This is a genomic window from Flavobacterium croceum DSM 17960 (assembly GCF_002917885.1).
Lineage (GTDB): Bacteria > Bacteroidota > Bacteroidia > Flavobacteriales > Flavobacteriaceae > Flavobacterium > Flavobacterium croceum.
This window is the reverse complement of record NZ_PQNY01000003.1, coordinates 53794-67632: the sequence shown is the minus strand read 5'-3', so window position 1 is coordinate 67632 and position 13839 is coordinate 53794. Positions and strand designations below refer to the sequence as shown.

The 13839-nt window shown below is 32.3% G+C and carries 10 protein-coding genes and 1 pseudogene; 7 read left to right on the top strand and 4 right to left on the bottom strand.

Translation table 11 applies throughout. The features are described 5' to 3' along the window. Positions 1-15: 15 nt before the first annotated feature. Together Q361_RS02845 and Q361_RS02840 are read right to left on the bottom strand one after the other, a co-directional pair. Positions 16-1323 (bottom strand): ABC1 kinase family protein, encoded by a 1308-nt coding sequence (locus Q361_RS02845; RefSeq protein ID WP_103725207.1) that lies wholly within the window; start codon positions 1321-1323, stop codon positions 16-18. Then, a complete protein-coding gene (locus tag Q361_RS02840; RefSeq protein WP_103725206.1) occupies positions 1320-1994 on the bottom strand; it encodes a TetR family transcriptional regulator C-terminal domain-containing protein in 675 nt (224 codons plus the stop codon). The genes Q361_RS02845 and Q361_RS02840 overlap by 4 nt, the downstream gene beginning before the upstream one ends. A 117-nt stretch (positions 1995-2111) precedes the next feature. Between Q361_RS02840 and Q361_RS02835 the strand changes: the two are divergent. Next, positions 2112-2738: pseudogene (locus Q361_RS02835) on the top strand (ATP-binding cassette domain-containing protein); the annotation flags it as partial. A gap of 59 nt (positions 2739-2797) precedes the next feature. Here the strand turns inward: Q361_RS02835 and Q361_RS02830 are convergent. Both Q361_RS02830 and Q361_RS02825 read right to left on the bottom strand, forming a co-directional pair. Continuing rightward, the gene (locus Q361_RS02830) at positions 2798-3541 is read right to left on the bottom strand and encodes a head GIN domain-containing protein (protein WP_103725205.1); all 744 of its coding nucleotides are present in this window, start codon (positions 3539-3541) and stop codon (positions 2798-2800) included. A gap of 38 nt (positions 3542-3579) precedes the next feature. After that, entirely contained in the window at positions 3580-4671 is a 1092-nt protein-coding gene (locus tag Q361_RS02825; protein WP_103725204.1) for an acyloxyacyl hydrolase, read from the bottom strand. A 215-nt stretch (positions 4672-4886) separates the two neighbouring features. On the opposite strand from Q361_RS02825, the gene Q361_RS02820 reads away from it, so the two are divergent. The 6 genes from Q361_RS02820 to Q361_RS02795 all read left to right on the top strand — a co-directional run bounded on the left by Q361_RS02820 (position 4887) and on the right by Q361_RS02795 (position 13776). Continuing rightward, entirely contained in the window at positions 4887-5276 is a 390-nt protein-coding gene (locus Q361_RS02820; protein WP_103725203.1) for a hypothetical protein, read from the top strand. Positions 5277-5434: 158 nt separating this feature from the next. Continuing rightward, positions 5435-6514 carry an efflux RND transporter periplasmic adaptor subunit gene (locus Q361_RS02815; RefSeq protein WP_103725202.1) on the top strand — a complete coding sequence of 360 codons (1080 nt, stop codon included), beginning with the start codon at positions 5435-5437 and terminating at the stop codon, positions 6512-6514. A 23-nt stretch (positions 6515-6537) separates the two neighbouring features. Then, the gene (locus Q361_RS02810; protein ID WP_103725201.1) at positions 6538-9705 is read left to right on the top strand and encodes an efflux RND transporter permease subunit; all 3168 of its coding nucleotides are present in this window, start codon (positions 6538-6540) and stop codon (positions 9703-9705) included. After that, the gene (locus tag Q361_RS02805; protein ID WP_103725200.1) at positions 9698-11131 is read left to right on the top strand and encodes a TolC family protein; all 1434 of its coding nucleotides are present in this window, start codon (positions 9698-9700) and stop codon (positions 11129-11131) included. The genes Q361_RS02810 and Q361_RS02805 overlap by 8 nt, the downstream gene beginning before the upstream one ends. A 162-nt stretch (positions 11132-11293) precedes the next feature. Further along, complete coding sequence (gene kynU, locus Q361_RS02800; RefSeq protein WP_103725199.1) at positions 11294-12580, top strand: kynureninase; 1287 nt, start codon at positions 11294-11296, stop codon at positions 12578-12580. A 116-nt stretch (positions 12581-12696) separates the two neighbouring features. Next, positions 12697-13776: an agmatinase family protein gene (locus Q361_RS02795; protein WP_103725198.1), complete on the top strand. Its 1080-nt coding sequence runs from the start codon at positions 12697-12699 to the stop codon at positions 13774-13776. The last annotated feature ends 63 nt before the right edge of the window (positions 13777-13839 follow it).

The window sequence follows — 13839 nt, the reverse complement described above, 5'->3', positions numbered from 1 at the left end:
TAAGACTTATTCTCTTTATGATAAATATTTTTCAAAGTCGTTAATGCTTACTTTTGCTTTGATATCAAACATTAGATTATACAAACCAAAGAATGTTCTGTTTACATAAATAAAATGTTTAGAACCACGATTTCCATTCATTTTACGCAACTGTTTATCATTGGCAAATTTTTCGCTTAAGGTTGCTATTTTTGCAAAAAAATCAGGATTTGAAAAATCAAATTCAGGTTTATGAATAGGTTCTGTAAAAACTGTAAGTAATTCATGAAACATTGCTGTAAAAAACTCAATTTCTTTTGGGCTATCGGTTGATTTTACTATTTCTAGTTCTGCTAATTTATTTTTAAAATAATCCATGTTTGCCAAAGCACTTGGTGTTGAAACTTCAAAATAAGGCTTGTAGAACGATTCTGGAATTTGCTTCATACAACCAAAATCAATAGCAATTAAATTTGCGTTATCATCTATTAAAAAATTACCTGGGTGTGGGTCTGCATGAAATTTTTTGAGTTGGTGAATTTGAAACATATAAAAATTCCAAAGTGTTTGTCCTACTTTGTTGCGTTTTTCTTGCGAAGTTTCATGCTTACAAAATTCAGAAAGATGCTTGCCCTTCATCCAGTCCATGGTGATAATTTTGTCTGAAGACCATTCTGGATAATAAGCCGGAAATTTTAAATTTTCAATAATTTGACATGCTTGACGAACAGCTTCGCTTTGTTGTAATTCTAATTTATAATCGGTTTCTTCTGTAAGTTTATCTTCTACTTCCTGAAAATATTCGTCGGAAGTGCCTTGCAAGTTAAACATTCGTATGGCTATAGGTTTTACTAGTGCAATATCGGTGCTAATGCTTTCGCGTACACCTGGATATTGAATTTTAACAGCCAAATCTTTGCCGTTTTTTTTCGCTTTATGCACTTGACCTATACTTGCAGCATTTATAGATTCTGAAGAAAATGTATCAAACAATTCTTCGGGATATTGTTTAAAATAATTTTTAAATGTTTTTCGAACCAATGGTGCAGACAATGGTGGCACAGAAAATTGCGATAGAGAAAATTTTTCTACATACGATTGAGGCAGTAAATTTTTCTCCATGCTGAGCATTTGAGCCACTTTTAAAGCACTGCCTTTTAGTTCTTTCAGTCCATCATAAATGTCGGTAGCATTGTTTTCGTGTAGTTTGTCTTTGGTAACACTGGGGTTTACTACTTTTTCGCCATAATATTTTAAATAGTTACCACCTACTTTTACGCCTGTAGTAACCAGTTTTGCTACACGTTCTATTTTTTTAGTTGGAATCGAATCTATTTTTTTCATGACTTTGAATTAAAGTTTCCAAATTTTTCTTTCCAGATGAATTTTCCAAAATCGATGATACTTTCTACAGGAACATTATATACCATATCAAAACTCGCTTTAACCGATTTTTCAATAAAAATGTCTGTTTTTTCAAAATTTGCCGAACGGTCTTCCATCCAATATTTTAAAATAGCCATAAATTGTAACCAAGCTCCTTCGTGTATAACCCTATTTTGAATGTTTGTAATTTTTTGATTTTCTATTTTGTAGGGTGCTTGTAAAATAGTTTTTACATACAACAAGAAATCTTTGCGTAATGGTTTTAGTTTTAAAATACTTTTTAATGGTTCTTTTTCATTGTTTAATAAATACATTATAAAACTTCTATTAGCAGTAGCTATTTCAAAAAATGTGAAATAAAAACAAGATAGTTTTTGAGATGCATCATAGCTTTCGTATTCTGGAGTTTTGGCAAGTAATTCTTGTGTATAGTGTAGCATTTGTATAAAAAATTGCTCTTCTAATGCTTCAAATGAGGCAAAATATTTGTAAAACTCTGCTTCATCAAAACTGTTGCTTTTTGCAAATTCGTATACTGAATTTGGCTTTTTTCCATGAGTTAAGGTGTAATCTGTGTACAACGATGTTATTTTATCATCAGTAAGTACTTGTGTTTTAGTTTTTGCCATAAGTTGTTGTTTTGTTTAACAAAAATACAAAATAATTAAACAAAAAATATTTTTTAACTTTTTCTATTTTATCTGCACCAAAAAATTAATTATTACATTTGCTACAAATAACAAGCTATGTCTATTGAAGTTCAAAATATTTCCAAAAGTTACGGAAGCCAAAAAGCTTTGGATAATGTTTCATTTTCTGTTAAAAAAGGAGAAATAATTGGTTTTCTTGGTCCTAATGGCGCAGGAAAATCTACCCTAATGAAAATATTAACTACTTATATTCATGCCGATAATGGTAAAGTAGTAGTAAATGGATACGATGTAGACGAGCAACCTAAAGAGGTTAAAAAAAGTGTTGGCTACTTGCCAGAGCACAACCCTTTGTATTTAGAAATGTATGTGCGAGAATATTTGGAATTTAATGCTTCGGTATACAAAGTTTCAAAGGCTAGAATTGATGAGGTTGTTACTATTACAGGGTTGGCAGCAGAAAAACACAAAAAAATAGGCGAATTATCAAAAGGATATCGCCAGCGTGTGGGTTTGGCAACGGCTTTGTTGCATAATCCTGAAGTACTTATTTTAGACGAGCCTACTACGGGGTTAGATCCAAATCAATTGGTAGAAATACGTCAGGTAATAAAAAATGCAGGGCATGATAAAACCGTATTTCTTTCTACTCATATATTGCAAGAAGTAGAAGCTATTTGTGACAGAATTATTATTATAAATAAAGGAGTTATTGTAGAAGATATTACAATAGAAGCTGCCAAAGGTAATTTGGAAACTATTTTTAGAGAAAAAACAAAGGCTTAATTGTAAAGCACTTGTCCTTGATAATAGGTTTGAACATTTACAAATGCGGGTTGATTTTTTAATACTAAATTTCCAGTACTTACAAGTTTACCAGTTACATTTTGAATAACTTTTACAAAAATATCGTTGGAACCACGATGATAAATGTTACAGTTTTGAGCCAACATATTTTCTGCATTTACACGAGTATCATTAGCATATATATTTACATTAAGTGAATTTACTTGTCCGGCCAAAGTATACCGAGCCAAAGTATTACTGTCTATAGTACATTCATTTCCTTCGAGTGTAATAAAGAAATCTCCTGTACCTGCTCCTGCATTTCCGTCTATAGGGTCTAAAGCTATTAAATTTAATTTTGGATAATGTAATATGCCGTTGCTGTAAATATCTTTGTTAGTTTTCGAATAAATAGTTTCGATGTTTGGGGCTGTTATTTTTACTACAGTTTGCCCGTATTCTCGCAGCCAATTGCACGATGTGTTGTCTTGTATTTTTAATACACTACCATTTTGTACAACCTCAATATTATCTATAATGTTTGAGCCCGTTTCTATTTGCAATGAATAAGTTGCTCCTTCGGTTATTTGTACAGCAATTCCCTTGTAAACCTCAAGTCGTGTAAATGGGTTTATTACAACGTTTTTGGTTGTGTTTTCTCCTGTACTTTCAAAGCATTCTGAAGGTTTTTCGCAAGAAATAGTTATAAATAGTATGAATACGAATAGTATTTTTTTCATCAATTTTATTTTAAAATAGTTTGATATTACGCATATCACTAAAACCTTATTCCAATACCATATTCTACAGCTTCGGCCAAAAACACATGTGTTTTTAAACTTATTCCTGTAAAAATAGTGTTGCTAATGTAGTATTTTAACCCAATACGGTCGTAAATAGAAATTTCATTTTTAAAAGGATCATAAACATAATAACCCACTTGACCTTCTATACTTAATTTATTTATATACATTTCATAACCAGCAAATACGCCAATTCTTTTATAATCTGTATTTGGATCTATATGTAACTCAGGAAAAGCATTTGCTTTATATTGTATAAAATCTTTAAAACTTTTGGTTAAAAACAAATCGGTTCCCAACTGTAAACCACTTTTTCTGGAAATTCTTTTATCGAGATAAGCCCCAATGTGGTAAAATATATGTTGTCCGCTATTTATTACAGCACTTTCATTATAACCTGTTCTTACAACAATATTACCTTTTATAGACTCGTTGTATGTTTTTTTTAATGAAACCAAACTGTCTATTTTATTAGCAATAGGCTTGTCAAAATTATAAGTAAGTCCTGCAGTAATGGCATAGCTATTGATGCCACTATTGGGCGATTTGGTTCTACCATTAGAATAATGAAGAAATTGTGCTCCAATATCTAAATCTAAATAATTTTTTAATAGAGAGGTTTTATAATATAATCCTAAGTTTAAATTGCCCAATATTTGAGAACCAAAAGCTTTGTTTTTGCTATTTGTTTCTTTATTGTAAGGTTTGTTTGCAAAAGCCAATCCTTGGGCTATTTTAAGTTGTAAATGTCTATTTAGAAAATAAAAATTATAATGCCCGCCCACAGAAAAGTTCTCGCCAAGAAATTCATTATTAAAATTTTGGTATACAAAAAACAATCCGTAATCGGGAAAATTGTAAGTGCTATGCCATTCTTTATTTCCGTGAGTTTGTATGTTGTAGCAAAGCATAGCCCCAGTAGGATGCCCTTGTAAATGAAATAATTCAGGAGAGTGAGGTAGAATAGTTCCTCTAAATATATGAGTCGAAAACGAATGTGTATTTGGAGAGATTTGCCCCAAAGCTATGGTAGTAAAAAAAAATAAAATTAAGGTTGTTTTTTTCATATATAGTAATCAATTGCAAATATAAACGAATAATTATAATGCAATTAATAGAGGCTGAAGTTATATTTATTTTAATTTTTGAGATGTTATTCAGATTTATATTCATTAAAAATGTTAATTATTTAAAAATAAGTTTAAAATAATACTTTTAAGTTGAGAGTTTATATTTTTTTTAACGTTGAATTTTAATACAAATTCTTATTTTTGTTGCCATTATGAGATTAGTACTGTTTTTTCTCTATTTAAGCTCGCTCTTGTTTGGAGGTGAGATCAATGTAAATGCAAAGGCATCTTGCAAAGAAGATACTATTGCCAAAACAGTACTAGTTACAAAGCTAAACTCAGCCGATTTTTCTGCTCACAATCAAGAATTATTGTTTATTGATGATGTTGATTTTGAAGAAGAATTTCATCCAAACAATTCATTAAAAAAAACAGATAGAGATACAACTATTTTATTGAGCGGTGTTTACTCAATGTGTTATTGTGGTTCGCTTTTTAATCTTTATTACAATAATGATGAATCACTGAATAGCAAAGCTCAATCTACTTTTTTTGGGTATGTATCTCCAAATTATTTTTACAATAGGGTTCTTACCATTTGATTTCTTTTTCGTCTTTATTTAAAGACGATTTTTTATTTCCTTTAGAAATTTCAATTTTTAAGGCTAAAATTTATACTTTAAATTTCAATAACAGTATGTTTTGCCTATCTTGATTTGATACATTTCTAACCAATTTTCTAATATTTTTATTTAAACTCATGAAAAAAGCAGTCGTTTTTGCAGGCTTAATTGCCTTTTTGTACTTAGTAGGTTGTACATCAAAAAAAGAAGAAAAAGAAGAATCAGTAAAATTTAAAGTTACCAATCCGATAGTATTGGATACCGCTTTTACTAAAGAATATGTATCGCAAATACGCTCTATTCGTAACATAGAAATTAGAGCTGTAGAAAAAGGATACTTGCAAAATATCTATGTAGATGAAGGGCAATATGTAAATGCAGGGCAAGTATTATTTAGAATAATGCCCAAAATGTATCAAGCCGAGTTATTAAAAGCGCAATCGGAAATGAAAGCTGCCGAGATAGAATTACTAAATTCTAAAACACTTGCTGATAAAAATATTGTATCAAAAAGTGAACAAGCCATGGCACAAGCCAAACTAGATCAAGCTAGAGCTGAGGTTGCAATGGCAAAACTTCATTTGTCATTTACAGAAATAAAAGCACCTTTTTCGGGAACAATAGATAGAATACCCAAAAAATTGGGAAGTTTAATAGACGAAGGAGAATTGCTTACTAGTCTTTCTGACAACAGTAAAATGTTTGCTTATTTCAATGTTTCGGAGCCAGAATATTTAGACTACCAAACCAATACAAAAGACAGAGGCGATAGTACAGTAAGTTTGTTACTAGCCAACGGAAAACCTTTGCAATATAAAGGAAAAGTTGAAGTAATTGAAAGTGAATTTGACAATGAAACAGGAAATATAGCCTTTAGAGCTAGTTTTCCAAATCATGATAAATTGTTAAGAAACGGAGAAACAGGTAAAGTTTTAATGACTGTTCCTGTTAAAAATGCGCTCATCATACCACAAAAAGCGACTTACGAAATTCAAGATAAAAAATATGTGTTTGTGGTTGAAAACAATGTGGTAAAATCGGTAGAGATTACTGTTACAGGCTCGCTTCCAGATTTATACATCGTACAAAGTGGTATTACAGCCAAAGATAAAGTATTGCTAGAAGGTGTTCAAAAAGTAAAAGAAAACGATAAGATTAAGTTTGAATACCAAAAACCAGAAGAAGTTATCAATCATTTAAGACTTAAAGCCGAGTAGTCAAATTTTTATACAATAAAATTATGTTTAATAAATTTATTCAAAGACCCGTATTATCGATAGTAATATCGTTAATCATCTCTTTATTGGGAATTTTGGCTATGACTCAATTGCCTGTAACCCAGTTTCCCTCAATATCGCCACCAAAAGTAAATGTAACCGTAGGGTATCCAGGTGCTAATGGAGAATTAATGACCAAAGCAGTATTAATACCTCTAGAAAGAGCTATTAATGGTGTGCCTGGAATGAAATACATGACTTCAGATGCAGGAAATGATGGAGAAGCAAGTATTCAAATTATTTTTAATGTAGGTACAGACCCAAATCAAGCATCAGTAAATGTTCAAAACCGTGTAGCTTCTGTGGTCAATAAGTTACCACCATTGGTAGTACGTGAAGGAGTAAAAATTACAAGAGAAGAATCAAATATGTTACTCTATGTAAACCTTTACAGCACAGATCCAAAAGCAGATCAAAAATTTCTATTCAATTTTGCCGACATTAATTTACTCTCCGAACTAAAAAGGGTAGACGGAGTTGGTTTTGCAGATATTTTAGGAAATAGAGAATATTCTATGCGTGTTTGGTTAAAGCCCGATAGAATGCTAGCCTATAAAGTTTCTGCCGATGAGGTAATGGAAGCCTTAGCACAACAAAGTTTAGAAGCCTCTCCTGGTAAAGCAGGGGAGAGTTCGGGTAAGCGTTCACAATCTTTTGAGTATGTTTTAAAATATTCAGGTCGATTTAATACCATAGAGCAATATGAAAATGTAATTATTAGGTCAAATCCAAATGGAGAAATTTTAAGACTTAAAGATATTGCCAAAATTGAATTTGGTAGTTCTATGTATGATATTTATTCTAACCTAAATGGTAGACCTTCTGCTGCTATTGTATTAAAACAATCGTATGGTAGTAATGCGAGCCAAGTTATTAAAGATGTTAAGGCAAAACTTGCAGAAATTAAAGCAAATTCATTTCCAAAAGGAATGGATTACGAAATAAGTTACGATGTATCCAAATTTTTAGATGCTTCTATAGAAAAAGTATTGCACACGCTTTTTGAAGCCTTTATATTGGTTGGATTGGTTGTGTTTTTGTTTTTAGGAGATTGGCGCAGTACATTAATACCTGCTATGGCAGTACCAGTTTCTTTGGTAGGAACTTTCGTATTTATGCAATTTTTTGGTATTACCATAAACTTAATTACCTTGTTTGCCTTAGTGCTTGCTATTGGGGTTGTTGTAGATGATGCCATTGTTGTTATTGAAGCCGTACATGCAAAAATGGAAGAAGAACACCTGTCGCCTTTAAAAGCTACACAAAAAGCCATGCGTGAAATATCGGGAGCTATTATAGCTATTACATTTTTAATGGCAGCGGTATTTATTCCTGTGGCATTTATGCCTGGACCTGTAGGTATTTTTTACAGACAGTTTTCAATAACTATGGCAACTTCTATTATACTTTCGGGAATTGTAGCACTTACATTAACCCCAGCTTTGTGTGCCATGATTTTAAAAAACAACCACGGAAAAGCTAAAAAGAAAACGCCTATAGATAAATTTTTAGACGCTTTTAATGAGTGGTTTTTTAGATTAACAGGGCGTTATCAAAAAATATTAGATGTTACTGTAACTAGACGTTTACTCACCTTTGGTGTATTGATAGGCTTTTGTATAGGTACTTGGATAATAAGTAAAACGGTTCCATCTGGTTTTATTCCAAATGAAGATCAAGGTATGTTTTATGCTATTATACAAACGCCTCCTGGTTCTACTTTAGAAAGAACAAATGAAGCAGCAGAACGTTTGCAAAAAATAGCCGAAGGTATCGAAGGCGTACAATCTGTTTCATCATTGGCTGGATATGAAATTTTAACAGAAGGAACAAGTGCCAATTCAGGAACCTGTTTGGTAAACCTTAAAAATTGGGAAGATAGATCGCATTCTGTGCAAGAAATCATGACAGAACTGGAAGAAAAATCCAAAGATATTGCTGGAGCGAATTTAGAATTTTTTCAACCTCCAGCAGTACCAGGTTATGGGGCGGCAGGTGGTTTTGAATTACGCCTTTTAGATAAAGGAGGCTCTGGAGATTACAAAAAAATGGAGACTATTAATAATGAATTTGTTAGAGAATTAAATAAACGACCAGAACTTACTTCTGTATTTAGTTTCTATAGTGCAAGTTTCCCACAATATATGCTCGATATTGACAATGATATAGCACAACAAAAAGGAGTTACAATAGAAAATGCCACCAATACATTATCTACGCTCATAGGTAGTAATTACGAAATTAGTTTCATTAAGTACGGTCGTCAGTACAAAGTAATGGTACAAGCTTCACCAGAGTATAGAGCATTACCAGAAGACATATTAAAACTCTATGTAAAAAATAATAGAGATGAAATGGTGCCTTTTTCTGCTTTTATGAAAATGAGAAAAGTATATGGTTTGGCCGAAATTACCAGACATAATATGTACAACTCTTCCGAAATAAGCGGTTCTGCAGCACCAGGATACAGTAGTGGTTCGGCTATTAAAGCTATTAATGAAGTTGCCGAAAAAACACTACCGAGAGGTTTTGGTATAGATTGGGCAGGTATTTCAAAAGATGAAGTATCGCAAGGAAACTCAGCCATATACATATTTTTAATCTGTTTGGTTTTTGTGTATTTAATTTTGGCAGCACAATATGAAAGTTTTATTCTTCCTTTAAGTGTAATATTATCACTACCTGCGGGTGTTTTTGGAGCTTTCTTTTTAATTAAATTATTAGGCTTAGAAAACAATATTTATGCTCAAATTGCTATGGTAATGCTTATTGGATTATTGGGTAAAAATGCAGTACTTATAGTAGAGTTTGCTACACAAAAACACAGATCGGGTTATTCGGTTTTACAAGCCGCATTAGAAGGCTCAAAAGTGCGTTTTAGACCTATTTTAATGACTTCTTTTGCTTTTATAGCAGGATTAATTCCTTTGGTATTAGCAACAGGTCCAGGTAAATTGGGTAATAGAACTATTGGTACTGCAGCTGCAGGGGGTATGCTCTTTGGGACAGTATTTGGAGTTCTCATTATTCCAGGGCTATATTATATTTTTGGTAGAATATCAGAAAGAATAAAATACACTAAAAATCAAGAGGAAAAACCTTTAACAGAAGAAATAGATCATCATGAATAAATATAATATCAATAGAATTATTATTCCTATAGCAATATGCTGTGCTGTAATAAGTTGTAAAGTTCCATCAATTGTAGAGCTCAATAGTAGCAAAAAAGTGCCAGAATTATACACTAATAGTAATGATACAACGAATATTTCGAGCATTACATGGAGAAACTTTTTTAAAGATCCTTATTTGGTAAATTTAATTGATGAAGCTTTAAAAAACAATCAAGAACTTAACATTACTTTACAAGAAATTGAGATTGCAAAAAATGATATTCGCATGCGAAAAGGGGCATTATTGCCATCAGTAGGTTTAGGTGCGGGGGCAGGAATTGATAAAGTAGGACGTTATACAAGTCAAGGCGCAGGAGATGCATCAACAGAGATAATGCCCGAAAAAGAAGTTCCAGATCCATTATCTGATTTTAAACTTGGAGCTTATGCACATTGGGAAGTAGATATTTGGAAAAAACTTAGAAATTCCAAAAAAGCTGCCGTAACCAGATATCTTTCTACCATTGAAGGTAAAAATTTTGTACTTACCAACTTAATTGCCGAAGTAGCCGATTCATATTATGAATTGTTAAGCTTAGATACTCAGTTAGAAATAGTAAGACAAAATATACTTTTGCAAAACAATGCCTTGGAAATCGTTAAAGTACAAAAGGAAGCGGCTAGAGCTACAGAATTGGGCGTGCAAAAGTTTCAAGCAGAAGTTCTTTCTTCCAAAAATAAAGAGTATGTAATTTTACAAAACATAAAAGAAGTAGAAAATCGAATTAATTTTTTACTCGGTAGATATCCACAAGAAATAAATCGAGATAAATCGGATTTTTTGAGTTTAAAACCTGCTTATATAAATAGTGGAATACCTGCTCAACTGCTTGCAAATCGCCCAGATATTAAACAAGCAGAGCTCGATTTAGCGGCAGCAAAACTCGATGTTAGAGTAGCTAGAGCAGAGTTTTACCCATCTTTAGAAATTTCATCTGCTGTTGGTTTTAATGCTTTTAAACCTAACTATTTATTTACAATGCCCGAATCGCTTATTTACTCGCTTGTTGGAGATATTGCTGGGCCTTTAATTAATAAAAATGCTATTAAAGCAGAATTTAACAACGCCAACGCCAGACAAATTCAAGCATTATTTAATTATGAAAAAACAGTGTTAAATGCCTATTTGGAAGTGGTTACTCAACTATCAAAAATAAGTAATTTAGAAAAAAGCTATGGTTTAAAATCTCAACAAGTAGATGCTTTAAATAAATCGATAAGTATATCCAATGATTTATTCAAATCTGCTCGAGTAGATTATTTTGAAGTTTTAATGACGCAACGTGATGCTTTGGAAACAAAATTGGAACTCGTAGATACCAAGAAAGAACAAATGACAGCTGTTGTGCATATCTATCGAAATTTAGGTGGCGGTTGGAAATAACCAATGTCAATTTGTAAAGTATAGATAAAGAAGCCGTCTCAAAACAAAAAATTTGAGGCGGTTTTTTTATACTAATTTCATACGGCATTTCGCTATTCATTATGAATGTATGTAGTGGATATAAGATAAAAACCGTATTTTTACCCTTAAAAAAATAGTAAAATGGAATTTCAAAATACATTAGAATTCGCACAAAAACTAGATCAACAAGATAAGCTTAATCACTACCAAAGTCAGTTTATTTTTCCTCAACATAATGGTAAAAATGTAATTTATTTTACAGGAAATTCATTAGGATTACAGCCTAAGTCTGCTCAATATTACATCAATGAAGTGATGAACGATTGGGCCAATTTGGCTGTTGAAGGACATTTTTTTGCAGAAAAGCCATGGTGGGATTATCACGAAAGATTAGCCGAACCATTAAGTAAAATAGTTGGTGCAAAACCATCAGAAATTACAGTAATGAACACATTAACAATCAATCTACATTTGTTAATGGTTTCATTTTACAAACCAACTTCAAAACGATTTAAAATTATTTGTGAAGAAAAAGCATTTCCTTCCGATCAATATATGCTTCAATCGCAAGTAAAACATCATGGGTATAATCCAGATGAAGCGCTTGTAGAAGTAAAAAGACGCGAGGGAGAACACAATATTCGATTAGAAGATATTCTTGCAAAAATCGAAGAAGTAGGCGATGAATTAGCCTTAGTTCTTTGGGGAGGTGTTAATTATTATACAGGACAAGTTTTTGATATGAAAGCCATAACCCAAGCAGGACACAAAATTGGTGCTTATGTTGGGTTTGATTTGGCTCATGCAGCAGGAAATATACAAATGGAGCTTCACCAATGGGAGGTAGATTTTGCAGCATGGTGTTCGTACAAATACATGAACTCTGGACCTGGCAATGCTTCGGGTTGCTTTGTACACGAAAAGCATCACCAAAGTAATTTACCTCGCTTTGCAGGTTGGTGGGGGCATAACAAAGAAAGACGTTTTAAAATGGAGCCTGTGTTTGATCCTGTACAAGGTGCAGACGGTTGGCAAGTAAGTAATTTGCCTGTATTAACTCTCGCACCATATTTGGCTTCTTTACAAATGTTTGATGAGGTAGGTATGGAAATGTTAGTACAAAAAAGAGATTTAATTACTTCTTATCTCGAATATATTTTGCATGATATAGACACTCAAATACCCGATACTCATTTTGAAATAATTACGCCAAGTCATGCTTCCGAGAGAGCTTCTCAACTTTCGGTTTATTTGCATGGGCAAGGCAGAAAATTGTTTGATTATCTTATGGCAAATGGTGTAATTACAGATTGGCGCGAACCCAATGTAATTAGGTTAGCTCCTGTACCATTGTATTGCTCATTTGAAGATATGTATAACTTTGGACAAATTTTAAAACAAGGTATTTTATTTTTAAATAATAAATAAAATTTGTTAAGAGTAATTTATTTTCTAACTAGTCATACTAAATCTGTATCGATTTTTAGTACTAGTAAAAACAAAATTCACATCTTTGTAGTATTCTTAAACATAGTAAAATGCAAATGACTAAACAACAAATAATAGAATCATTTGATCCAAGTCAGCCAGGCTTGGCCGATGCAACTATTTTCGGACTTCCATTTTCGGCAGAACAATCAGAAATTATTATTATTCCAGTTCCATGGGAAGTTACAGTAAGTTATGGAGCCGGAGCTTCAGACGGGCCAGAAGCTATATTAGACGCCTCATATCAAGTAGATTTGAACCATCAAGATTTTCCAGAACTATGGAAACTAGGTGTTTACTATGCAGATATACCATCAGAATGGAAAAAAAATTCAGATAAATATAAAGATTTAGCCCAACCTATTATCGAAATGCTCGAAACAGGAGAAGCTATAGAAACCTATCCAGCACTTGAGGAAGATTTAGCCAAAATAAATAAAGTTTGTAGAGAATTACACACTCAAGTAAAAGAAAAAGTACTTTATTGGATAAATCAAGGCAAGAAAGTAGTGCTTCTTGGTGGAGATCATTCTACACCACTTGGGTATTATGAAGCGCTCGCTACCAAACACGATAATTTTGGAATATTACACTTAGATGCGCACATGGATTTACGCATTGCTTATGAAGGTTTTACGTATTCTCACGCATCAATAATGTACAATGCCTTGCAGATTCCACAAATTTCAAAAATTGTACAAGTTGGTATTCGCGATTTTTGTGAACAAGAAGTAGATGTTGTGCAAAAATCCAAACAACGTGTTATTGTTCATACAGATAGCGATATAAAAAAACAAATGTTTGAGGGCAAAACATGGCAACAACAATGCGATGAAATAATCAATCAACTTCCACAAAAAGTTTGTATATCGTTTGATATAGACGGAATGTATCCTTGGTACTGCCCCAATACAGGTACGCCAGTTCCTGGAGGTTTTTCTTTTGAGCAAGCTACTTATCTTTTTAATAAATTAATGAATAGTGGTAAAGAAATTATAGGTTTTGATTTAGTTGAAGTAGCACCAGGAGAAAACGATGATTGGGATGGTAATGTAGGCGCACGAATGTTGTTTCATATGTGTGGTGTGTTGGCAAAAAATAATGGATTACATACAGGAAAGCCTATTGTTTTTTAAGTTAAAAAAATAATATTACGTTAAACCTAATAGGAATTAAACTTCTTATTAGGTTTTTTTATT

Excerpts from the sequence above, each read along its gene's own strand:
- Q361_RS02845 (WP_103725207.1), bottom strand. The coding sequence starts at position 1,323 with ATGAAAAAAATAGATTCGATTCCAACTAAAAAAATAGAACGTGTAGCA.
- Q361_RS02840 (WP_103725206.1), bottom strand. The coding sequence starts at position 1,994 with ATGGCAAAAACTAAAACACAAGTACTTACTGATGATAAAATAACATCG.
- Q361_RS02830 (WP_103725205.1), bottom strand. The coding sequence starts at position 3,541 with ATGAAAAAAATACTATTCGTATTCATACTATTTATAACTATTTCTTGC.
- Q361_RS02825 (WP_103725204.1), bottom strand. The coding sequence starts at position 4,671 with ATGAAAAAAACAACCTTAATTTTATTTTTTTTTACTACCATAGCTTTG.
- Q361_RS02820 (WP_103725203.1), top strand. The coding sequence starts at position 4,887 with ATGAGATTAGTACTGTTTTTTCTCTATTTAAGCTCGCTCTTGTTTGGA.
- Q361_RS02815 (WP_103725202.1), top strand. The coding sequence starts at position 5,435 with ATGAAAAAAGCAGTCGTTTTTGCAGGCTTAATTGCCTTTTTGTACTTA.
- Q361_RS02810 (WP_103725201.1), top strand. The coding sequence starts at position 6,538 with ATGTTTAATAAATTTATTCAAAGACCCGTATTATCGATAGTAATATCG.
- Q361_RS02805 (WP_103725200.1), top strand. The coding sequence starts at position 9,698 with ATGAATAAATATAATATCAATAGAATTATTATTCCTATAGCAATATGC.
- kynU (WP_103725199.1), top strand. The coding sequence starts at position 11,294 with ATGGAATTTCAAAATACATTAGAATTCGCACAAAAACTAGATCAACAA.
- Q361_RS02795 (WP_103725198.1), top strand. The coding sequence starts at position 12,697 with ATGACTAAACAACAAATAATAGAATCATTTGATCCAAGTCAGCCAGGC.